Below are 24,266 nucleotides of genomic sequence, written 5' to 3'. Positions count from 1 at the left end.
GCCTTCTTGATTTTTTCATGCAACAAATATATCCTCTTGAAATCTCTTATAGAAGACCGGGTTAGCCGTGCGGATACGAAAGTATTGTAAGTAATGACTTTTTAAATTTGACAACTGCCCCCAAGGAAATTAAAAATATCCTGAATAATTCTTGTTATGACTGTCATCTCAATCAAACGAAATATCCATGGTATTCAAACATAGCATCTGTTTCTTGGATGTTGAATAACCATGTAAAAGAGTGACGTGAACATTTAAACTTCTCAAAATGGGGTGAATATTCAATAGGCAAGCAAATTTCGCTAACGAAAGAATGTATGGAAGAAATTCAAGATAATAAGATGCCTTTAAAATCTTATTTATTAATTCACTCAAACGCTAAACTTACTTCAAAATCAGAGCAATTATTGGTAAATTGGCTGAATATTTAGGGACAAAATAATTAGGTTTAAAATGAAATTATGGAATCCGCAAACCCTGCTATAAAATTCACAGTTCAAAAAAGGATTGTAATTATTTCCGTAGTTCTCTTTGTTGGAAAAATAGCAGCATATTTTCTTACAAATTCAGTCGGTATATTAACCGATGCATTAGAAAGTACTGTTAATGTACTTACTGGTTTTATTAGTTTGTACAGCATTGGAGTTTCGTTAAAGCCAAAAGATGCAAACCATCCCTTTGGACATGGGAAAGTTGAATCTATATCTGCTTCGGTTGAAGGATTTCTTATTATTTTGGCAGGATTAATAATTATTTTTGAAGCGATAAAACGGTTATTTAGTCCAGTTGAAATACAACAATTAGATGTTGGAATAATGATTATAGCAGTAGCCGGTATCATGAATTACATACTCGGTTTTTATAGTATAAAAACGGGAAGAAAGCACAATTCAATAGCTCTGGTTGCTGGAGGTAAACACTTGCAATCCGATACGTATTCAACAATTGGGTTGGTAGTGGGCTTAAGTTTACTTTTAATAACAAAAATCGCGTGGCTGGACAGTGTTATTGCGTTGCTTTTTGGTTCTATCATAATATTTACTGGCTATAAAATATTGAAGGAAACAACCTCAAATTTAATGGATCAAGCAGATATTAAAATATTGAAAGAACTAATCGGACTTTTATCCAAGAATAAATCAGAATGCTGGATAAATATACATAATCTAAAACTGTTGAAATATGGGGACTCATTGCACATTGATTGTGATATAACTCTACCATGGTATATGAATATTTTGGAAGCACACAAACAAAGTGAATCAATAATGTCAATCATATCTGAAAATTATCAGCATAGTATTGATTTTACAATTCATACAGACGCATGTAAAACTGATTTATGTAAGCATTGCAGGGTGTCTGATTGTAATTTTCGAAAACATGATTTTATAACAGATTTAGAATGGACATTTGAGGAAAACATAAAAACTACTGGCAATAATTAAGAATATGAGCAGTCTGAAAATCGGAAGTTTTTTTTGGATGGTGAAGTTGCATCAGGTGGACATGTTCACGGTGTGTATTATGCTGAAGACCCCATACTAATGGAATTGGAAACTTTTTCTTTTCATAAATAATAGGAAACATATGGAAGGGCTATGGTCAGGATTTGACTCAGTATATCAGGAAATTACATCCGGAAGGTATGCATTTGAACCTGGTATCAATGATTTTCGGTTAAGGTATGCAGTAAGTAAGGACTTAGCTCGAATACTTGAAATATCCGATGCGGAACTTGGTAAAGACTATCTTGACGAAACGTTTAAAGATAAAATTACATCGGATAATACAATTTTTAGGGTAGCGGAATCCCCTGCCAATGGTCTCATGGGTTTTTGTTACTCTTATATATCCGAAACAGAGGATGTTATTAAAGATTTAGGAATTAATAAACTACCCAAGTATTCAAAAATATCTTCAAAAATTGCGGTATTGAAAACGATTGCTGTGAAATCCGGCATCCAGGACAAAGGAATTGGTTCTGCACTGATGAGGGATTCTCTATGTTTATTCGAAAATAAAAACATAGAATCAGTCTACTGTTTGGCATGGAAGAATAAACAGGGGATAAATATAGGAGGGTTAATGAAATTATATGATTTTAAACTTTATGAGGAGATAGCAAACTTTTGGACTGATGGCAGCAAGAAAAACGGCTATTTATGCCCTGAATGCGGCAATCCATGTGAATGTGCAGCCGTGATTTACACAAAAGCTTTATGAATTTTGCCTAATAAAGTGTTTTATGTAATGCGGCAAATTGCAAGTTATAAACGAAATGTTATTAATTAAGTATCGGTGTAAATTGACGATGGAGTGCAGTAAATCCCGCACCACGCATACAAGTGGCCAGGCCGCTAAGAGCGGAAGGCTGTTTATAGGGTAACGTACTCGCTAGCCGGCAGCATTGGGATACAATAATGTAATAGTTGAATATGGCAAATGATTTCTTCTGAAACTTTAAAACATGAAAAATTCCGTTATATAACTGAACCTGTACTATATAATGATGACGAATAGTCATTTAAGTCTTTTGTCTATCGTATGGTAAATTAATAAGTAAAGAAAATTCCGCGTGGAGCGCTTAGTAAGGACAATTAAAAAGAAAAAAAATGATAAATTATGATTGAAGATAATTGCCGCTGAGAAAATGCTATAGCAGAAAATATTTATTGATGTTTGTTATGACTATGCACGCAATGCCAACATACACTTGCCCCAAACCATCTTTTCCAAAATGGCTGATACCAGGAGTTGTTTTTTACTCGGCCATGGCAAGTTCGTTGATTTGGTCAAGTCTCACCATCACCATCACTGAATCAGAAAGTGACAGAATTATCCTTGACACCTGGACGACATCTTTGATTAAGGATTTAATTAACGGCAATGCCGACCCGGAACTCTATGGAATGATCGCAGGTTCAATTGGCACCCAAATCCTATTTTTTATAGTGGGATGTTTGATTGGGTCTACAGCAGTTGCTATGTTAATTAGAAAAAGAGGTACCAGCACTGCTTCGTACTTCATTAATATGTTTCAGTTGTTCACTGGTTTGGCTTTCTTTTATTATTATCCACGTGATAAAGAATTTAATTATCTATGGTTTGGCTTTGTTTTATGCGTTCCTGCATTATTTCAATATTGGATTCTTACGAAACCGTCTGTACGAAGGTGGTTAAAATCATATGCAATAGAATTTTACAAGATTAACACATCCAATACCTTGATCAGGAAATTCTTAAAACATGCAAGTTTTAGAAAAGGTATGAGCAGCATGGTTCTTGGGTTTGAAGTACTGATTATTATGCTTTCCTTGTATGTTCTTAGTGATGCGCTAGTTAGCTTGTTGTTTATGAAAATTACTGATACTTTTGGCAATTTTATTGAACGTGTTTTTACTTTATTTAGCATCCTTTTATCATTGAGTTATCCCATTATACTGTATCCTGTGATAGGTGTGGTCGCCTTATTTTGGAAAAGACCTTCGCGAATATTACTGCTCCGGCCTTTTCATGCACCGGAAGTAAGTGTTACTCTCAAAAGCATCATTCAGGATACTGTCGGATATTTTGGACACGTATACACCCTGTCCGATGCTGAAATCAGTCAGCCTTGGTATATTAGGTGGCCTGTCGCATTGCCGCAGATGTGGTTACTTCATTTCCATTCATTACACCTGGGTAGATTGGAGTCAGTTATCGAAATGGAAAAGAAGATATGCAAAACAGTTGCCCGAAATATAAATTGGCTTGCCTCTTCAGGAAAACTATTTAAGGTCTCTGCTTCTTCTGAAATGTGGAAGACTTGTGTAACCAGTCTTATTAAAAGGAGTGAGGTGGTTATATTCGATATTTCTTGTCCAAGTGAGAATATTATCTGGGAACTCAATGAGATTCATCATAATAAAAGTAGAAAAAATGTAATTTTTGTGGCCAATATTTCGAATATCAATAAGAGTATGGAATTTCTTGAACTTCAGGGAGTGAATCCAGTATTAGGGATTAACATCTTTTCATACGATGATGAGGGCATGAACTTTTTGGAACAATTCATAAAGCAAGTGGCTTGCATACTATCCAAAAGATCTGCTAATTAAAATAACTAAGTCAATAGATCATCTTGTAAAGCCGGAGGCTAAAAATGAATCATATTGATTTAACCCGAAATATGCATTAGAAATTCTATTACCCATTGAAATTACTTTAAAACAAGACACTTCGTTGCATCACTTTCAACTCACCAGAACGATGCTCCCGAAAGTAATCGGGACCAGTTATGCCTCGTTTCAGTAATGCCTTGTTTTATTGTACTTGCAATGCTCATGACGAACCCCCAATACATAATCCGGGTTTAAAAGACTACCAATCGATAAAACTTTACATACGCAATGGCAGGCAATGGGTTTAGCATCAGGATTTACAGTCGCTCAAACTACGTAACAGTTTGACAGGAAAGTGCCGCGCATTCGGCTACTACGTATACAATTTACCGTTGTGTTTTTAATTTTTCCCAAAACATGATATCTGGAAAAAGACGTATAAGCTCTAAAAAAGAAAACAAGCCCGTTGATTAAACTTAAGTTTTACCTCATTTTAACATTTCAGCTTTCTGGGTATCGATAATAACTTATAGATTTGTAGTACTGCCAACAAAGAATGCTAACTGCAAAATCGAAAATCTTAAAATAATAGCGGATTCAACTATTTAATTCATGAACGATGCTATATAAAGATTTGTATTCGAAACTAAAAGAGGTCGTTGATCAGAATAAAAGTAAAGTGGAATTTGAGAACTATCAAATATCCAGGCTTTCCTTTTGTTCCAATTCTGCTTATGTGTTGCCCGGCGAAGAGATAAGATATTGCCGGATACACGATAAATATTTTAAGGTGAGTGATCAGGAAAATAACCTGATGGATGATTGCAACCATGATGTCAACGTCAAGGACGATCGTGTTGAAGAAAATAAATCATTTAATTTTTACCTACTCAAACCAAGGGGCACTTACAAATTAAAAAAGATGGTTTTTTTATTCCACGGATTCAATGAAAAAAGTTGGGATAAATACCTTCCCTGGGGAGCTGCCATTGCCGACAGGTTAAAGTGCGGGGTGGTATTTTTTCCATTGGCTTTTCATATGGACAGGGCTCCATCGTTGTGGAGTGAGAAAAGAAAGATGTATGAACTGAGTAACAAACGCAAACAACAGTTTCCCAATGTGATTCATTCCACCCTCTCAAATGCGGCGATAAGTGCTCGTATGCAATCATTGCCACAGCGTTTTATCTGCTCGGGGTTGCAAACTTATTACGACATAATTCAGCTGATAGAAGAGCTTAAGTCCGGCAGGATAAGTAATATAGATCCCGATTTCAGTTTTGATATTTTTGCCTATTCCATCGGGGGATTACTGGGTGAAATACTTAAACTGACCAACTATAATGGTTATTTCGACAATGCCAGACTCTGTTTGTTCTGCAGCGGACCGGTTTTTAATCGTTTGTCGCCGGTATCAAAGTATATATTGGATAGCGAGGCCAACGTAGCTTTGTATTCGTACCTGGTGGAGCACTTCGACAAGTTTTTAATAAAGGATGCGTATTTAAACCACTGCCTGAACGGTGACCATAACGAGGGAAAAGTGTTTCGTTCCATGTTGGAATTTAAGAGATTGAGAGAGTACAGGGAATCGTTGTTTAAAGAACATGAAGAACAGATTTATGCTATTGCACTTAAAAAAGATGTAGTGATTCCGGCTTTTGAAGTCATCAATACTTTAAACGGAGCCTACCGCGATATTCAAATAAAAGTAGATGTGATGGACTTTGATTACCCATATACCCATGAAACACCTTTCCCAAACAATCATAAAATAGCGGAAAAAGTATCGAGATCATTTAACGAGGTTTTTGACAAAGTCTGCGGTTTTCTGTCGCAATAGATTAAATGTTTTGTTCGTCCATATTTATTTTATATAACGCCCATGAAACATTTGGGCATAAAAAAGCCTCCCGGCTATGGACAAGAGGCGACACAAATGTTTTCACAATGGACATGGGAAAAGAGTAGGATTTAATACGCATGTCAAAGACCTACGTTAATATACAATTTGAATTGGAGCGTAGCGTAGATCAATGAATATGATTAGCGATTAATATTCAGTGAATTAAAGCAATTCTAAACTGCCTTTGTGAATTTCATCATTTACACCCTTACAGGTTCTCTAAACCTGTAAGGGGTGTAAAAATTTACTGCTATCCCGTAAAGCATTAAACCCGCAATATGCATTACAAAATCTATTACACATTGAAATTGTTTCAAAACAAGACACTCCGCTGCTTCACTTCAACTCACCATAACGATGAAAACCTAGTAAGATTGCACTTTCAATGTTCACGACGAAGTTCTAATGCATAATCCGGGTTAAACCATCAGTGGCAGGATGTCAGTTCGTTTCAATTGATGACTTTTTACCACTGACCAAGGACCCTTGACCGCTGACCAATAACCGCTGACCAAATAACCGCTAATTGCCAGCCGATCGATTTTTCAGTCACCTAAAAAAAACCTACGTTAGCCGTATGAGAAATGCCATTTGTAAAAGAAAACCAACTTGTTAGGTGTTTATATGTATATGTTTATCCTGGAACAAATTTAACATAGCATGAAACAAGAAATAATTTTTATAACAGAAGCTGCATATATTTGCGTAAGACAAGGGCAGTTGGTTGTTCATAACAAGATAGACTTTAATGAATTACTGTTTTTTTTCGAAGACATAGCACTGTTGGTACTCGAAAATCCAAAAATTAATATTACGCTTAAAGCAATACAACATTTAAACCGCAATAATATACCTGTGATCTGCAGCGACGAGAATTTATTTCCGTCTTCCATGTTGATGAACTTGCATGGTAATCAAGTCCAAAATGAATTGTTGCGCCAGCAGCTGAACGCTTCGCTCCCGTTGAGAGAGCAACTATGGCAGCAGACCATGGATAGCAGGAACAACAATCAGTTGGAAATGCTGTATTCAACTGGGAAATCAGGTTTGAATAAACACAATGGTTTTTCGTTCGATAATGCATTGAACGACAATGAGTTTTCCTATCAATCCTATATCAGCACTTTATTTGGAACTGAATTCCAACCGAGCGGTTTACACAGCCTTACTCGCAGTCATTTGGATTATGGGTACGGCATATTAAAAGCTGCCGTCACAAATTCATTGGTGGGCGTGGGATTGTTACCAACCATTGGTTTGCAAGGGCAAAATTCGGATGAGGTATATGGTCTGTCGGCGAATGTAATGGAACCCTATAAACCATTTATCGATGAGGTCGTTTATAGGTTTTATGTGTCCGGAGATATTGAAGCAGGGTTAAATCAGGAAAACAAGGTGCAATTACTTGATGTTTTAAATAAAGAGGTAATAGTCGGGGATAAAAAAGAAACGTTGGTGTCGGCCCTGTCAAGAACGACATCTTCTTTGGTAGATTGTTACAGGGGAAACGGGCAAAGGATTATTTATCCGAAGTTTGCTCAGGCAGGTTAAACCCGCAATATGTATTAAAAATGCTATTACACATGGAAATTACTTTAAAACAAGACACTTCGTTGCATCACTTCCACTCACCAGAACGATGTTATGCCTCGTTTCAGTAATGCCTTGTTTTATTGTACTTGCAATGCTCATGACGAACCTCCAATACATAATCCGGGTTAAAATATCAAAAGTGAGTGGATCGCGGACTTACCATGATGTACCCGTATTTTCCTGTAAGCATTAAGTTCGTCAATGAATATGACCTGTTAATGGCAAAAATATGGTCGTTGGTGTATGAATGTAACCTTTTTGGATGGTTGGTGTATACAAGTTTAAATTTGAATAAAGTTGTAATAGACCCAATTGCAATAACTTAGAATTTTAGTTGTGTTGATACTGTTGTAAAAAAGCCCGGTTCTGTGATTGAAACGGGCTTTGTGTTTTTTATATAACAGATTACGAAATGTATCCTTCATCAGTACGTTCTGTTAACCCATAACATACTGATTACTGCCTGAATGAGAAATTTAACCTACAACACTGTTAGTTTGTAGGGCATGCCACGTTACATGTAAACCACAACAATGGCTATTGACCGCTGACGATTAAGCATTGACGAACTGACCACCGTCTACTGGCCCGCCTATCCTTAAATGGTTTATTGTGGCGGGTTTTCGCATTGTTCCAGCTGCCGGCTATGGACTACAGACTGCTAGCTGCCGTCTGAAGGCTGTGCACTAACAATTCCCCTTCCAACGAGAAACGGGCAGCTGCGGTAACTTTCAGTTCAATGATCTGTCCGATCAAAGATTCGTCATTCGATTCAAAACGGATCACTAACTTACCTTCCGTATGGCCTGATAAGTAACCCGCTTTGCGGTCGTGTTCGCGGACCAGCACTTTTACGGTTTTGCCAATCAGTGACTTGTTATATTCAAAGGTGTGTTTCGAAAGTTCTTCGCTTAAAACGGCATACCTTCTTTTCTTTTCTTCCAATGGAATATTGTCTTCCCAACGGTACGATGCGGCTCCGGGACGGGGCGAATACATGGCGATATAGGCCATGTTGTATTTAAACTCCTCCATTACCTTGCGGGTATTTTCAAACTGCACTTCCGATTCATCGGTAAAGCCAACGATGATATCGGTAAACACCGTGGCTTGCGGAAGAATCTCGCGCAGCGCAACCATCGACTCGCGGTACTTGGCCAGCGAGTGTTTGCGGTTCATTTTTATCAAAACCTTTTCATCGCCACTTTGTAACGGGAAATGTATTTGCTTGCCCAAACAATCGTATTTGGCAATGGTATGGAAAATATCTGTAGTCATATCTCTGGGATGCGGCGAGGTGAAGTACACCCAAAATTCGTCATCTATCTCTTCTCCCATCTGCCCCACTTTTTCCAACAGTTCGGGGAAACCGATCTCATCTCCATTTTTATCTAACCCGTAAGAGTTAACGTTCTGTCCGAGTAAAGTGATGGTTTTATATCCTTTTTCCGCCAGGATTCTTACTTCTTCCAGAATTTCTTCCGATGGCCGTGATATTTCCCTGCCGCGTGTATAGGGGACCGCACAATAGGTACAAAACTTGTTACACCCGTTTTGGATAGGAACGAAAGCTTCGAAATTGCTGTCGTACTTGGGTTTCACTTTCCAAAACAATTTGATTTCGTCCACGGCAGATTGCGGTTCCGCTATCAGGGATAGCGGATTGGCAATGCCATATTCGCCCAACATACGTGGCAGTTGAGGCAGTTCTGGCATGGTAAAAACAAGGTCGAACAATTTCAAAAACCTTTCCTTATCGTCGGGCAGCATACAGCCTGAAATAAAAGTGACCAGGTTTTTCTTGTTCTTCCACTTGTTCCATTTGGCTATTCTGGAGTACACCTTATCAATAGCCTTTTGGCGGACCGAACATGCAAGAATCCCTATGAAGTTCGCTTCCTCCTCCGTTTCAACCTTTTCGCAACCTGCCGCATCTAAAACCGATGCTACACGTTCCGAATCACTCATGTTCATTTGACACCCCAGTGTCATTAAAAAGTACTTCACACCTAAAAAATATTAATCTTCAACTTCAACTTCTCCTACTTATCGCTATCACGGCAAACAAATGGTCACCCGATGAATACTAAGGTTTAAAAATAAACCTCCGCATGAATCTGCTCATTGGGTATTCCCTTGTTTTCGAGAATATCATAAGCATCATGTATCATATTACAATTTCCGCACAAATATACTTCAGAATCTTTATCAATCTGTAATTCTTGCAAATAATTTGTTAACCTACCCGTATAATCGCCACTGGTATCCCTGGAAGAACACAGTGTGTACCTGGTGGATTCGTACTCCTCTTTTTCATATCCCTCATCTGCCGATCTTACCCCATGCACCACCTTATAGTTTAATCCTGGGTAAGATTTAACCATGCAATGAAACGGCGAAATGCCCGTGCCGGTGGCAATGAACAAATATTTTTTTTCGAATTTTTCTTTTTTGTTTAGGCCGAAATAACCCACCGGTTCCTCCACCACCACCGAGTCGCCCACTTTTAATTTTTTTAATACCGGCGTAATCAGCCCATTCTGAACCTCCTTTACCAGAATTTCAATGTAAGGAGCATCTTCGGCGCTGTAAATAGAATATTCGCGTGTGTGTATTCCGTTTGGGGGCCCTACGCAAACGTGCTGTCCCGCTGTGAAATCCATATCATTCTTTTCAAACCTAATCACAAAAGTCGAATCGGTTAAGTGTCTTATTTCGAGTATTTCATGTAAGTTTAATCTCTTCCTGCTGGCATTCATATGTGTTTTTTCTTAATTTTAGTTTGTTAATTCCCCGCGGTGGAATCTGTATTACAACCGATAGTTTAATTATTTGTTCATCTTTTTTATCCATGAACAGCAAGCAGGTTCAACAGATATTTGTTATTTTTAGGCTTTCGGCTATGAGGTCAGTATTCAATGGTAAACCCATGTTAAAATATTTTAGGTATGAGCGTACAAAACTTTAGAAGTAAAGAACTTAGTTGGTTGGCATTTAACGAACGTGTATTACAGGAAGCTTCTCGCGATAATGTTCCGCTAATTGAGCGTATAAAGTTTTTAGGAATCTATTCCAATAATATGGATGAGTTTTTCCGTGTTCGCGTGGCCATACTTAAAAGGATTGTTCAGCTCGACAAAAGCACTGTTTTTGAAGGTGGTACCCCTCAGGAAATCTTGAAAGAGATTCACAAGATTGTGATTAAGCAAGGGAAGATGTTTGGTGAAGCCTACGACAGAATTATTGCCGACCTGGCCAGGCAAGATATTTATATTATTAATGAGAACGATCTTACGGAGGATCAAGGGGAGTTTGTTAAAAAATATTTTCGCAAAAAAGTACGTGGTAACCTGATGCCCATCATTGTTAATAAGCGACGCCCACTGCCCGATTTGGCAGATGATGGGATTTATTTGGCGGTCTATTTAAAAGACACGGTTCAAAACAAGGTAAACTACGCCTTGATGGAGATCCCTTCGGTTTTGGATCGCTTTGTTTTGTTACCGTCCAACGATGGTAAAAAGTATGTGATGCTTCTGGATGATGTGATCAGGTATGAGCTGTCCGACATGTTTTACATGTTTAAGTTTGACGAAATCAGTGCATATACTTTTAAACTCACGCGCGATGCAGAATTGGATATTAACGAAGATGTATCGGAAAGCTACGTAAAAAAGATTTCAAAGGGGCTGGAACGGCGAAAAGAAGCCCATCCGGTGCGTTTTGTATATGACGAAATGATGCCCGAGGATATGTTGAATGTATTGTTGAAAAAACTGCGGTATACAACGGACGACTCGGTGATTAAAGGCGGTAGATACCATAACTTCAAGGACTTTATCGGCTTCCCTAAATTCGGAAACAGAAAAATGGTCTATCCCTCTTTGCCTGCTATACCGCATAAGGATATTAAACCGGAATCCTCGCTTTTTTCGGTAATTTCCAAAAAAGATATTCTGCTTCATTATCCATATCATTCCTTTCATCATTTTATCGATTATTTGCGGGAAGCTTCTATCGACCCCTTGGTGCGGGAAATAAAGATTACCATCTATCGCGTGGGATCTAACTCGGCGGTTATGAAAGCCCTTAAAAACGCTGCCCGTAATGGTAAAAAGGTAACTGCCGTAATGGAATTGCAAGCCCGTTTCGACGAAAAAGCAAACATTAAATGGGCCAATACCTTAAAAGATGCAGGGGTAAAGGTGATATTTGGTGTACCGGGATTAAAGGTACATGCCAAAATATGCCAGGTAGTGCGGAAAGAAAGAAGTCGCATGGCCAGTTATGTGTGTGTGGGGACGGGTAACTTTAATGAGGATTCGGCAGGTATTTTTGCCGATCACCTGTTGTTTACCAAACATATTGGAATTGCTAATGAAGTGGGTTCTGTGTTCGATTTTTTCAATAAAAATTATAACATACCCTTCTTTAACCATTTATTGGTTTCTCCCTTTTACCTGCGGAATTCGCTGGAAAACTTTATTGAACGGGAAATAATAAATGCAAGTCAGGGAAAAAAGTCATTTATTTACATTAAGCTAAACAACCTGGTTGATTTTGAGTTAATTCAAATGCTATACAAGGCACGAAAAGCAGGAGTTAAGATTACCCTGAATGTACGAGGTATGTTTTCTGTTTATTCTGAATTTGACAAGCCGGAGAATGCCATTGAATCCATCGGGATAATCGACAGGTTCCTGGAACATTCGCGTATTTTTGTTTTCTGTAATAATGGGGATGAAAAAATGTACATTTCTTCCGCTGATTTGATGACACGGAACCTTGACCGCCGGATTGAGGTTGCCTGCCCTATCTACGACAAAAAACTGAAGCGGGAAATAATGACCCAATTGGAAATGCAGATGAAAGACAATTGCTCCGCCCGCGTTTTAAATAATGAGATGGATAATAAAATCAGGAAAATAAAAGGAAGTAAGGAAGAATACCGTTCGCAACTTGAATTTTATAAATGGTTGGGTGAGGTGAAGGAGTAAAAGTTTATGGCGGTAGCATATAGGCTTAAGGTAATTGTGTAGTTATCGTATTTTTTCAATACCTGCCACAATTCATCAACGTTAAACGATAGAAAAGTTTTTCCATTGAGATTTGTCATTGAACAGTCTCTATCTTATCCCCACCTTTACTGCTGTAAATTACTATTGACTACAAAAGCAAATATACGATGGCAAAGATGAAGGCGCTTGTTAAGGCAAAACCTGAAAAAGGTATTTGGCTGGAAGAAATTGATGTTCCTGAAATTGGGGTTAACGACGTACTGATTAAGGTTGTGAAATCGGCCATTTGCGGCACGGATTTGCATATTTACCTCTGGGACGAATGGGCGCAAAGAACCATCCATACGCCCATGACCATCGGTCATGAATATGTTGGGTACGTCGCTAAAGTAGGATCAGAAGTAAATGAGTTTAAGGAAGGTGACCGGGTTACGGGAGAGGGTCATATTGCTTGCGGGCATTGTCGGAATTGCAGGAGAGGACGTCAGCATATATGCGAAAACACAATAGGAATTGGGGTTAACACGGATGGGGCATTTGCCGAATTTGTAAAGGTTCCGTCTTATAACGTAATGAAGGTGCACCCAAAAATATCCGATGAAATAGCTTCCATAATGGATCCTTTCGGGAACGCAACGCATACCACACTGAGTTTTCCCATTATTGGCGAGGACGTAATTGTTACAGGTAGTGGATTGATTGGAAGCATGTGCGTGGCTATCGCTAAATTTGCGGGTGCAAGATATGTTGTTGCTACCGAAACTAACGCATACAGGGCGGAACTGGCAAGGAAAATGGGGGCTACCCGTGTGGTAAACCCCATCAACGAAAACCTAAAGGATGTGGTGAAGGAGTTAAATATGAAAGGTTTTGATATCGGTTTGGAGTGTTCGGGTAATCCCACTGCGTTTAACTCCATGTTGGATAATATGTATAATTCAGGTAAAATATCATTACTGGGTATCCAACCTTCACATACACAAATCGATTGGAGCAAGGTTATTTTTAAAGGACTTACGTTGAAGGGTATATATGGAAGGGAAATGTTTGAAACGTGGTACCAAATGGAACAAATGTTACTTTCAGGTATAAATCTGGAACCCATGATTTCCCATCGATATCAGGTTGATGATTTTCAAAAAGGATTTGATATAATGGAAACCGGGAACAGTGGCAAAGTAATCCTTAATTGGGAATAGTTCCGGTTTGAAATCTTCAGTCCGCAGTTCACGGCCGGCGGTTGGAACAGCGCGACATCCCGCCACTATAAACAATTAATTGTAAGCGGGACAACAGTTCCCGGTTGGTCTGATTACCGAAAACTAATAACCAATCCGGCAAAACTGCCATATAACACACTGTTGACAGGGTTAGAGGTGATGGCACACGTACCTGAGTTACATCCTATAAAATAATAATAAGCATATCCTAGGGCTGCACCGATCATCACTCCCAAAATTATTCGGTGCGGTTTTTGTTTTTTTATTTTTTCCCAAATCTTCATATTTTCGAACGGAATTTGTAATTGTGTTTAATTCTAATTTTCTGGATCGGACTAAATGTCGGATCATGTTTGTCTGACAAAAATATTAAAATATATATAAATGTACATATTTAGAGGGGTGTTTTTTTTGTTGTTTCTCTTTTCGTCTAATACTTATGGGCAGAAAAGCTTTCAACCATATAATGAGCGGGCTAAATCTATCTCGGACAAAACAGATATTAACGAAAAAAAATATCAGTTGGCAGAGTTTGCAAAAGAGTTTAAGGATTTTCTGACTTATTATTCTTCATCTATCGATATAAACGACTCATCTTACATCAAGTATACGAAATCCAGCGATTCAAAATATGAGATACTTTATTTCAATACCTATGTGGAAGGGATGATATACCGTATTGATTGGTTTGTGTTGCATGGTGAAACAGGGCATAAAAAAGTGATACATGGTTATCACGATGAGATCGTCCTTAACGCAAAAAAAGGTAATGGGGAACTAAAGTTAAGCCTGTCCAGGTTAGTAGAAAAGGGAATGACTTTTTATCCCTTAACATTCTCGTTTGTAACAAACGGTAAAACATTTATGGAATTCAGGGATGTGGCAACCTTGTGTATATTCGAAGAAATTTTAAAACTCAATACAACCCGGGAGCGTTTGGCCCTGAATGAAGAAATTGTGGATAGGATGAATATACTTTGGAGCAATCCCGAATATTTTGCCAATGACTTCAAGGGCTTAAAACGGATTTCGAGCTTGATCTCGGAAGACGCAAGTGTGAAGGTATGTACCTGGAACCTACCGCTACCCAATGCGTCTAACAACTTTTACGGCGCTGTGATTGTTAAAACCGATAATGGGATCAAAGTATCTTCATTGCAGGATAATACCAATGATATTCGATCACCCGAACGTTCTTCACTTAGCCCTAAAAAATGGTACGGGGCTATTTATTACGAATTGATTAGGGTAAAAGATAATAAAAGGAGAGAGTATTATGTGTTGTTAGGTTACAAGCCAAATAATGAGATGACCAAGAAAAAAGTAATTGAAACAATGCAAGTGGTTGGCAATGGTCAGGTACGATTTGGTCATTCCGTTTTTCAAAAAGACAGGTATGTGCTGAAAAGATTGGTTTTTGAATATAATACGGCAAGCAACATGCTGTTACGATACGACAAAGAGGAGAAAAGGATTGTCATGGACCACCTGGCTCCACCAAGCCCGATTTACGGCGATAACAAAAGATTTTATGGACCCGATTTTTCTTACGATGCCTATGTTTTTGATAAAGGGAAATGGGTGTTTTACAAAGATGTTGACGTACGAAACCCGAAAGCGGAGGAATAACTGATCAGATGGCTTGAAGAACAGAGCACAGTGCAACGCTTTAAGCTTGAGGTAGTTTAGATTGAGTTTTATTGGCGATGTTTAAAAGCCATATCTCCACTATAATTAAGATATAAACATGGAAGTATTTGCAGAAAAGTTTGATGATATAAAAATATTGCGTTTCGAGATTCCTGGTTTCGATAAACTTAGCCTGAACAAGAAATTGCTGATTTACTATTTGTCGGAAGCCACTTTGGCGGGTAGGGATATCTTGTGGGATCAGCATGGGAAGTACAATCTGTTGTTGCGAGATGTGCTGGAAGCTATTTATTTAAAGGGCAAGGGCAACGAAGGCGAGGATTGGGAGCATTTTATAGTATACCTGAAAAAAGTTTGGTTTGCCAGTGGGCCGCATCATCATTACAGTACCGACAAATTTGTCCCTGAATTTTCAAAGGAAGCTTTTGCATCATGGCTTAGTGAATTAAGGCCTGGGATTGGAAAAATAACGGAGCGCCATCTCAAACCCGACATTTTGTCCATGATCGAAAAACTGATTTTCGATAAGGATTTTTTAGCGAAAAGGGTAAATACAAGTTCCGAAGAGGATTTAATAGAAACTTCGGCCAATAACTTTTATGAGGATGTTTCGCAAGCGGAAGCGGAAGATTATTATCGCAGGCAAAAGGAGAACGCAATTAATAAAAAGCTGTCATTTGGTTTAAATACCAAACTGGTGAAAATAAACGGTAAGGTCGGCGAACAGGTGTACCAAATAGGCGGTAAATATAGTGCAGCCCTGGAGCATATTTGTTTAAACCTGAACAAAGCGTTGAACTTTACGGAAAACGATAGGCAAGCATCGGTAATTCAATTGTTGATGGATTATTATAAAAGTGGCGATCTGGAATGGTTTGATAAGTTTTCGATTAAGTGGGTGGAGACTTTGAGTGGGGATGTGGATTTTATCAACGGTTTTATAGAAACTTATGGTGACCCAATGGGAATGAAAGCTACCTGGGAAGGTGTTGTGCAACTGGTGGATGAGGAAGAGACACGCAAGGCGGAAACGATTGCCAAAAATGCGCAATGGTTCGAAAGCAATTCGCCAACCGAAAAACGCTTTAAAAAAGATGGGATCAAAGGTATATCATTAAAAGCAATTAGTGCTGTTATGTTGGGCGGAGACTGTTATCCGGCTAGTCCGTTAGGAATAAACCTGCCCAATGCGGAGTGGATTCGCGAAGAATATGGGTCAAAGTCCGTCACCCTTACCAATATATCAAATGCACATCACAAAGCCTCGTTAACTTCCGGATTTACGGAAGAGTTTGCATTGACCACCCAAGAAGTAGAGCAGGAAAAGAAATATGGGGCAACAGCCGATAATTTGCATACCCATTTGCACGAGTGTATTGGCCATGGGTCGGGAAAAATGTTGCCAGGGGTGACATCCGAGTCGCTTAAAAATTATGGCTCGGTTATTGAAGAGGCAAGAGCCGATTTGTGCGGTTTGTATTTTATATTTGATCCTAAAATGGTAACCTTAGGGTTGTTGCCAAATTTGGATGCTGCCCGATCACATTACAACGCATATATCCGAAACGGTCTTTTAACTCAGGTTACCCGGATAAAATTGGGAGAAGATGTGCAACAGGCGCATATGCGAAATCGCCAGCTCATTGCATCCTGGGTGTTTGAGAAGGGCAAAGGGGAAGTGATTGAAAAGGTGGTGGAGAACGGCAAGACTTACTTTAAAATTAATGACTATAAGAAGCTGAGGATACTGTTTGGGGAGTTGTTGAAGGAAATTCAGCGCATAAAATCGGAAGGGGATTTTGAAGCAGCACAAAACATTGTGGAGACTTACGGTGTTAAAATAAACCAGGAACTCCACCAGGAAGTGCTGGAACGATTTAAAAAGTTAGGTGTTCCTCCTTTTACCGGATTTTTAAACCCTAAATTAACTTTGCTTAAGGTAGAGGATAAGATTGTAGATGTTGAAGTAAGTTATGACACGGCTTATGCAAGTCAAATGATGAAATATTCAGGTAAATATGGATTCTTAAAATCATGGGAGAATTAGATTCCATACTTATTTACTCGGGGTAAAAAATCAGATATGGAGGTCTGTTTTTATGGATGCTTTTTGTATTTTCTAAAAAACTCGCTTTCTTTGCATTATAATTTGAATGGAAAAAATTAAAAGTTTATACATATGGAGATTACTAGAAACAAGTTCGTAACATTGTCTTACGTGCTAAGATTACAAGGTTTTGAAGGAGAGATTGTAGAGGAAACCGCAGAGGATAAGCCATTAGAGTTTATCTACGGAACAGGACGTATGCTGCAGATGTTTGAAGAAAAGTTGGATGGCTTAAAAGCTGGCGACGCCTTTAGCTTTAAACTAACTGCCGATGAAGCTTATGGTCAGGTAAACGAAGAAGCCAAAGTAGATATTCCAAAAAATATTTTCGAGGTGGACGGAAAAATGGACGAGGAGATGATTAAAGTAGGTAACATGGTACCTATGCAAGACGCTCAGGGTAACCGTTTAAACGGCATTGTGCTGGATGTTACAGACGAAACGGTAAAAATGGATTTCAACCACCCATTGGCCGGTGACGATCTTTATTTTTCGGGTGCGGTTAAGGAAGTACGCGAAGCTAGCGATGAAGAAATGATGGCTGCTGTAGGTGGTGGCTGTGGTTCAGGTTGCGGATGTGGAGAAGGAGAACAGGCCGGATGCGATAGCGGATCTTGTGGCTCTGACGGATCAGGTTCAGGTGGTTGCGGATGTTCTTAATGTTAGATGCTTATACATTAGATAAGAGATAAGAGACACCATAGTCTCAGAAAGCCCATTTTCAGCGGAAAATGGGCTTTTCTCTTTTAGAATGGATTCACAGGATGGTCATGTTTTTTCGATCTTGTTATTCCTGCTGAATAAGGAATCTATGTTTTGTATTGGACATGATAAACAAGGTGTACATGCCCCGGTTTTATCCCTTAAACCCGGATTATGTAATGGAGGTTCGTCATGAGCATTGCAAGTACAATAAAACAAGGCATTACCGAAACGAGGCATCACTTGTCCCGATTACTTTCGGGAGCATCGTTCTGTTGAGTTGAAGCGATGCAACGAAGTGTCTTGTTTTAAAGTAATTTCAATGTGTAATAGAATTTCTAATGCATATTGCGGGTTAAATCCAGCCCAAAGAAATTCTTGCAAATCCTGTCGACATAAAACAAACCGGTACGTAATGGATGTTCTTTTGGAAAAACTTGGCGAACTTTGCGTGATTCCTTATCGTTAAGCCAATCAATTTTCTATTTTTGTGACTTAAATCAAATTCTATAGACAGTCAGATATTTTTTTACGGGCTTTAAATAATACATTTTGGTCTGTTATCACTTATCTAAAAATCTATTAATCTATTTAAAATATGGCCGGAAATTCATTTGGTAACTTTTATAAACTGACTTCCTTTGGGGAGTCGCATGGTAAAGCGGTAGGTGGTGTAATCGAAGGTGTTATGCCCGGTATAGATATTGATTTGGATTTTATCCAGAGTGAGCTAAACCGCCGTCGACCGGGACAGAGTGCCATCACAACACCCCGCGACGAGAAAGATAAGGTAGAGATTTTATCCGGTGTTTTGGACGGAAAAGCAACCGGAACCCCGATTGGTTTTTTAATTTGGAATGCCGATCAGCGCTCAAAGGATTACGGAAATATAAAAGATGTGTACCGTCCTTCCCATGCCGATTATACGTACCAACAGAAATATGGCATCCGCGATCATAGGGGAGGAGGGCGTTCATCGGCCCGCGAAACCATTGCCAGAGTGGTGGCAGGAGCCATTGCTAAGCTGATTCTAAAAAAGTATGGTGTTCAGATAAATGCATATACCTCACAGGTCGGCACAATCAAACTGGAAAAGTCCTATGCCGAAATGGATCTGGCAAAAGCCGAGGAAAATATTGTACGTTGTCCGGATGATGAGGTGGCCGGGAAGATGATTGCATATATCGACCAGGTTCGCCAGGATAAGGATTCTGTGGGAGGGGTGATCACCTGTGTGGTGAAGAATGCTCCCGTTGGATTAGGGGAGCCGGTGTTCGATAAGTTCCATGCGGAAATGGGAAAAGCCATGTTGGGAATCAATGCAGTTAAAGGTTTTGAGTATGGTATGGGCTTTAAGGCCAGTGAGATGAAAGGAACGGCCCATAACGATGAATTCTATATGGACGGAGATCGGGTACGTACTAAAACAAACCGTTCCGGGGGTGTGCAGGGAGGAATTACAAATGGTGAAGATGTTTATATGAATGTAGCCTTTAAACCCATTGCAACTATTCTTAAAGAACAAAATACGGTAAATAAACACGGTGAAGAAGTCGCCACAACCGTCAAAGGACGCCACGACCCATGTGTTCTGCCTCGCGCAGTGCCTATTGTGGAAGCGATGGCTGCTATGGTAATGGTGGATATGATTTACCTGAATAAGATGTACCGTTAAGTTAACAAAGTACGTAAAGGCAAAAGTTTATAAAGTTACCGTTCAGGTCTTAACCCTTTTGTCTTTAATCTTTATGCAACAATATGAAAAACTTCCCTCTTTATTTACAAATCATCATAGGCATCGTTTTAGGAGCCATATGGGCCGTTTTGTCAGGTTACCTGGGATGGCAGGATTTTACCGGCGACTGGATTGACCCATTCGGTAAAATCTTTCTCAACCTGCTTAAGCTGATTGCCATTCCCCTGATCCTGTTTTCTATTATCAGTGGTATTGTAAGTTTGGGTGACCCCAAAGATCTGGGAAAATTAGGGGCGAGGACGCTTGGTTTATATTTGGTGACCACGATTACTGCAGTCTCGTTGGGTTTGGTGTTGGTAAATACCTTTACCCCGGGAAAGATATTATCTGACGAGGTAAGATTGGAAAACCGAATAAGTTACGAATTGTGGGCCGATCAGAATAAGATAGATATTAAAGATGGGAAACGTTATTTGGATTTGCCCGAAAACCGGGAGATTGTCAAAGCAAAATCGGCTTTGTTAAGGGTGGCAACCGATAATGAAGTAGTAGCCAAATACAAACCTAAAGGAAAGCAGGGGCCTCTGCAACCACTTGTTGACCTGGTTCCGGAGAATGTTTTTAATGCGATAGCAGGCAATGGTTCCATGTTGCAAATTATCTTTTTCGCCATCTTTTTTGGTATCACGCTACTTTATATCCCATCGGAGAAATCAAAAGTATTGATTCAGTTTTTTGATGGTGCTTCCGAGGTTTTTATCAGGATGGTAGATATCATCATGAAAGGTGCTCCTTTTTTTGTATTTGCCTTAATGGCGGGGGTAGTGAATGATATTGCAGGCGATAACCCAGCTAAAATAATCGAGGTTTTTAAAGGTTTGGGCTGGTATTCGGCAACGGTGCTATTGGGATTGATTTTAATGGCTTTTGCAATATACCCTGGTGTTCTAAAGCTGCTTGTGCCCAAACGAAAGTTCTTTGAGTTTATTCGAGGGATCAGCCCGGCTCAAGCATTGGCATTCTCTACCAGCTCAAGCGCGGCAACCTTGCCTGTTACATTTGAGTGTGTGGAGGAGAATTTGAAGGTAGACAAAAAAACGGCCGGTTTTGTGTTGCCAATAGGTGCAACGGTGAATATGGACGGAACCAGTTTGTACCAGGCTGTGGCGGTATTGTTTCTGGCCCAGATGCATATGATCAACCTTACGTTGGGGCAGCAGATAACGGTTGTTTTAACGGCCACTTTAGCCAGTATCGGCTCTGCAGCTATTCCTAGTGCAGGTATCGTAATGTTAATGGTCGTGTTGCAGTCGGTGGGATTAAATCCGGCATGGATAGCCATTATTTTACCTGTTGATCGTATTCTGGATATGGTAAGGACAACGGTTAATGTAACCGGTGATGCAACGGTTAGCGTAATTATTGATCAGTATGCGAATGTGGAAAAGTAATGATCTATTGTATGGGTCATTGAACTGTCGGTTTTAGCTTCAGCTTTTGACTTTTCCGTTTAAATATTGATATATCTTTAATGTAGGTGCTTAACACATGTATGTTCCAAGCCTACAGATCTCGTATAATAGTTATTTATGCTTTTTATCCGTCTAATCCAAGCTGGGGGGCAATGTCTTGCATGCCCTGGATGGTTTCTGCAATCAGTTCTTCAATGGGCATTTCCAGCATCTCGGCACCTTTTGTAATGATACTTCTGTCTACTTTGGCAGCAAAACGTTTATCTTTCCATCTTTTTTTTACCGATTTTACGGTCAGGGTATGGATGCTTTTATCTGGTCTAACGAGAACTGCTGTTGTTACTAACCCTGTTAGCTCATCACAAGCGAAAAGCACTTTCTCCATTGTTTCCATAGGTTCTATATCGGTACAGATTCCCCAACCATGGCTAAGGATTGCACGGATATAGCCTTCGGGCCAGTTGGCCTCTTTTAAAATGCTTTCCGTTTTTCGGCAGTGTTCGTCGGGATACATTTCGTAATCCAAATCGTGAACCAGACCGATGATTCCCCATTTTACTTCATCTTCCCGATATTTATGGGCAAAATGTTTCATTACGGATTCTACCGCCAATCCATGACGGTAGAGACTGTCGGTTTTGTTGTATTTGCGGAAGAGTTGCAAGGCTTCTTCCCGTGTAGGGATGTTTGACATAGGCTAATAAATATTGATCAGGTCGAATACTAATCGGTATTAAAGGCTTCGTTTAATTGACAACAAGTTTTTGAGTTGCTATATTATTTCCGAAACGTAAAGTGATTAAATATAGTCCGGAAGTTATGTTGTTAATGCTTAATTGGTTTGTGCTAGCGTTTTGCAATTTAAAAATTAGCTCGCCATACAGGTTTCTAATCTGAATGTCCTTGTTCAGTATATTTGAAACTGTGAATTCTCCAGTGCTAGGGTTAGGATATATTATGAAATCTTGGTTTCCTTTGGTTTCTAAAACCGGTGTGCCATTTGTTTCTTCGATACTAAAATCATTAAAATAGACTTTTTCATCCCTGAGGTTTTCAGAATCGTTTAAGCTGCGGTAGATCCCCCATTTGGGGCGGATGAAATCAGCGTCGGTTTTCCAGGTCCTGATATTATTGGAGGAATACTGGAATATAGACTGTCCCGATTGTAGTAACGTGATGTTGATACTATACTCACCTGTTTCGCCATATGTAATCCTTTCGGTTGCTAATACCCAGTATCCTTTAAAAGGAGTTAGGTCCGCCTGGTAAATTGTTTCCTGCGATAAGGCTTCCGCATAGCGAAGTTCAAGTTTATCCGGTGTGCCCTTTCTGGCTGTTAATGTCATTAATGGCATACTTTCCTCGGAACCACCTACAGCTTTTAGTTGGTGCAAGTGTGTAAAGCTGCTGCTGGCTTTAAAATCAATATCCAGCCTAAATTTCCATTTATACACTACAGTTTCACCTTCAGTGCCTATTAAATTATCAGGCGATTTATCATACGTTTTAATTTCGGTGCGCTGTCGGTCGTAATTAATACACCGGTCAGAATCAAATTCGGTATGGATATGAAAACAAAACACATAGGTGTCTAGCTCATCGTCAAATGCCTGGTCTATATGGTCGCCAAACTCTTCATGGCCGCAATCGGGAACTTCAACGACGTTATATCCGGGAGCCAAAACCGAGTTTATTAAATCGTAGGTGTCCGTATTTCCGTCAGCACTCAATATAACCTGAGAAGAAGCGTTAATGGCTAAGCTAAATAGAATTAACGCTATAACTGTTTTGTTAATGCCGCTAAAAAAATAATTTTTAGGAATCATCTGATATTCTTTCTTAAAATTATAAAAAGGAGGGGTTCAAAATATCTAACTCAAAAATGCCATTAACATTTTTGCACTTCGTGTCCTTTCAAGTTGTACTTGCCGGACCGAGACCAAAGTGTCATCAGCTGACGACTGCAAATGCAAGATTATTTCATAACAATAAGTTTTTAATATAAATGAATAAAACAAATATAGGCAAACCAATCAATTGGTCAACCAAAAACATTGACTATTTTTAATTGATGACATCAAAAATGTTATAAAATGTTTTGTACGGGTAAAATACCATGGGCCGCCCTTCTTCCTATGTGTTCCGATGGATTGTTATTTTAGGCTTACGAGAATAGGCAGGATGGGTGGAGGCGCTTCTTTAAATTTTGGCAATACCATAACCTATGCAATTTCGGAGAGCGATACCTATTGCTAACCGACATAAATACTCGTTTTTAAGTAAACTCCATTGGAACATTCGCGTCATCATCTTTTCCTCATTATTTAAGATATACCTACATATGGCATATTCGTAACGGAAAAATTTGGTAAAATTTCCCGGATAGCAACGCAGGTCTAACAACCTTTTAAAACCAATTGCGCTATAAGACCACGGTTTAACATACTCTCAAATCCGTTCCCCTTCAAATTATCTGTTGCTTAATTCAGAAATGATGGATAAGATGGATTTATATAAGTTGCGGACAGGTGTATTATTTATTCCGGATTTTTTATACTGGAAAGAATGGCCGTAATAATTAATCCCAAACCTAATCCTCCAATAATACAGCCAACAAATACGAGCGCGGACGTTTTCAGAAAGAAAAAACCAACCCCTAAGCCGATTAGTAAGCCTCCTCCAATTGCCCAAGTGCTTTTGTCATCAGTTATTTGTTTATCATTCATTTTTCACTCCTCCAATTAAATTTAGTGTGTATGCCATAGATATACAAGTTAAGGATAAACCGGAGGTAATGTA

Annotated in this window: 18 protein-coding genes and 1 pseudogene; 13 read left to right on the top strand and 6 right to left on the bottom strand. The window is 39.1% G+C overall.

The window, feature by feature from the left end; genetic code table 11:
* Positions 1–83: 83 nt before the first annotated feature.
* The 6 genes and pseudogenes from ACRD64_RS20125 to cas1 all read left to right on the top strand — a co-directional run bounded on the left by ACRD64_RS20125 (position 84) and on the right by cas1 (position 7,560).
* Positions 84–431, top strand: a pseudogene (locus ACRD64_RS20125) (heme-binding domain-containing protein).
* Positions 432–461: 30 nt separating this feature from the next.
* Entirely contained in the window at positions 462–1,448 is a 987-nt protein-coding gene (locus ACRD64_RS20120; RefSeq protein ID WP_430935404.1) for a cation diffusion facilitator family transporter, read from the top strand.
* 142 nt (positions 1,449–1,590) lie between these two features.
* Positions 1,591–2,226, top strand: coding sequence for a hypothetical protein (locus tag ACRD64_RS20115; RefSeq protein ID WP_430935402.1), 636 nt, complete (start codon positions 1,591–1,593; stop codon positions 2,224–2,226).
* A gap of 476 nt (positions 2,227–2,702) precedes the next feature.
* Positions 2,703–4,100 carry a hypothetical protein gene (locus ACRD64_RS20110; protein WP_430935400.1) on the top strand — a complete coding sequence of 466 codons (1,398 nt, stop codon included), beginning with the start codon at positions 2,703–2,705 and terminating at the stop codon, positions 4,098–4,100.
* A 622-nt stretch (positions 4,101–4,722) separates the two neighbouring features.
* Positions 4,723–5,946, top strand: a complete 1,224-nt coding sequence (locus ACRD64_RS20105; RefSeq protein WP_430935398.1) for a DUF6051 family protein — start codon at positions 4,723–4,725, stop codon at positions 5,944–5,946.
* A gap of 723 nt (positions 5,947–6,669) precedes the next feature.
* Positions 6,670–7,560, top strand: a complete 891-nt coding sequence (gene cas1, locus ACRD64_RS20100; RefSeq protein WP_430935396.1) for a type II CRISPR-associated endonuclease Cas1 — start codon at positions 6,670–6,672, stop codon at positions 7,558–7,560.
* 693 nt (positions 7,561–8,253) lie between these two features.
* Here cas1 and miaB read toward each other — a convergent pair.
* Both miaB and ACRD64_RS20090 read right to left on the bottom strand, forming a co-directional pair.
* Positions 8,254–9,609: a tRNA (N6-isopentenyl adenosine(37)-C2)-methylthiotransferase MiaB gene (gene miaB / locus ACRD64_RS20095; protein ID WP_430935394.1), complete on the bottom strand. Its 1,356-nt coding sequence runs from the start codon at positions 9,607–9,609 to the stop codon at positions 8,254–8,256.
* A gap of 86 nt (positions 9,610–9,695) precedes the next feature.
* Positions 9,696–10,361: a ferredoxin--NADP reductase gene (locus tag ACRD64_RS20090; protein ID WP_430935392.1), complete on the bottom strand. Its 666-nt coding sequence runs from the start codon at positions 10,359–10,361 to the stop codon at positions 9,696–9,698.
* Between the two features lie 189 nt (positions 10,362–10,550).
* On the opposite strand from ACRD64_RS20090, the gene ppk1 reads away from it, so the two are divergent.
* Both ppk1 and tdh read left to right on the top strand, forming a co-directional pair.
* Entirely contained in the window at positions 10,551–12,599 is a 2,049-nt protein-coding gene (gene ppk1 / locus ACRD64_RS20085; RefSeq protein WP_430935390.1) for a polyphosphate kinase 1, read from the top strand.
* 188 nt (positions 12,600–12,787) lie between these two features.
* Positions 12,788–13,819, top strand: coding sequence for an L-threonine 3-dehydrogenase (tdh, locus tag ACRD64_RS20080; protein ID WP_430935388.1), 1,032 nt, complete (start codon positions 12,788–12,790; stop codon positions 13,817–13,819).
* 113 nt (positions 13,820–13,932) lie between these two features.
* Here the strand turns inward: tdh and ACRD64_RS20075 are convergent, their stop codons facing one another.
* On the bottom strand, positions 13,933–14,124 hold the full coding sequence (locus ACRD64_RS20075) for a DUF6132 family protein (protein WP_430935386.1): 192 nt from the start codon (positions 14,122–14,124) through the stop codon (positions 13,933–13,935).
* A 100-nt stretch (positions 14,125–14,224) separates the two neighbouring features.
* Here ACRD64_RS20075 and ACRD64_RS20070 point away from each other — a divergent pair, with 100 nt between their 5' ends.
* From ACRD64_RS20070 to ACRD64_RS20050, 5 genes are all read left to right on the top strand, one after another.
* Entirely contained in the window at positions 14,225–15,469 is a 1,245-nt protein-coding gene (locus tag ACRD64_RS20070) for a hypothetical protein (RefSeq protein WP_430935384.1), read from the top strand.
* 118 nt (positions 15,470–15,587) lie between these two features.
* The gene (locus ACRD64_RS20065) at positions 15,588–17,537 is read left to right on the top strand and encodes a dipeptidyl-peptidase 3 family protein (RefSeq protein ID WP_430935382.1); all 1,950 of its coding nucleotides are present in this window, start codon (positions 15,588–15,590) and stop codon (positions 17,535–17,537) included.
* A 132-nt stretch (positions 17,538–17,669) separates the two neighbouring features.
* The gene (locus tag ACRD64_RS20060) at positions 17,670–18,257 is read left to right on the top strand and encodes an FKBP-type peptidyl-prolyl cis-trans isomerase (protein ID WP_430935380.1); all 588 of its coding nucleotides are present in this window, start codon (positions 17,670–17,672) and stop codon (positions 18,255–18,257) included.
* Between the two features lie 640 nt (positions 18,258–18,897).
* Entirely contained in the window at positions 18,898–19,974 is a 1,077-nt protein-coding gene (gene aroC / locus ACRD64_RS20055) for a chorismate synthase (RefSeq protein WP_430935378.1), read from the top strand.
* A gap of 83 nt (positions 19,975–20,057) precedes the next feature.
* Positions 20,058–21,446, top strand: a complete 1,389-nt coding sequence (locus ACRD64_RS20050) for a dicarboxylate/amino acid:cation symporter (protein ID WP_430935376.1) — start codon at positions 20,058–20,060, stop codon at positions 21,444–21,446.
* 145 nt (positions 21,447–21,591) lie between these two features.
* Here the strand turns inward: ACRD64_RS20050 and ACRD64_RS20045 are convergent, their stop codons facing one another.
* The 3 genes from ACRD64_RS20045 to ACRD64_RS20035 form a co-directional block, all read right to left on the bottom strand.
* On the bottom strand, positions 21,592–22,161 hold the full coding sequence (locus ACRD64_RS20045; protein ID WP_430935374.1) for a hydrolase: 570 nt from the start codon (positions 22,159–22,161) through the stop codon (positions 21,592–21,594).
* 52 nt (positions 22,162–22,213) lie between these two features.
* The gene (locus ACRD64_RS20040) at positions 22,214–23,293 is read right to left on the bottom strand and encodes a T9SS type A sorting domain-containing protein (RefSeq protein WP_430935372.1); all 1,080 of its coding nucleotides are present in this window, start codon (positions 23,291–23,293) and stop codon (positions 22,214–22,216) included.
* A gap of 711 nt (positions 23,294–24,004) precedes the next feature.
* Entirely contained in the window at positions 24,005–24,193 is a 189-nt protein-coding gene (locus ACRD64_RS20035) for a hypothetical protein (protein ID WP_430935370.1), read from the bottom strand.
* Positions 24,194–24,266 lie beyond the last annotated feature (73 nt).

It is taken from the genome of Saccharicrinis sp. 156, assembly GCF_050589685.1.
In the GTDB taxonomy this organism is placed as follows: domain Bacteria; phylum Bacteroidota; class Bacteroidia; order Bacteroidales; family Marinilabiliaceae; genus Saccharicrinis.
Note: the sequence above shows the minus strand (reverse complement) of the source record. Positions and strands in the feature narration are given on the sequence as shown.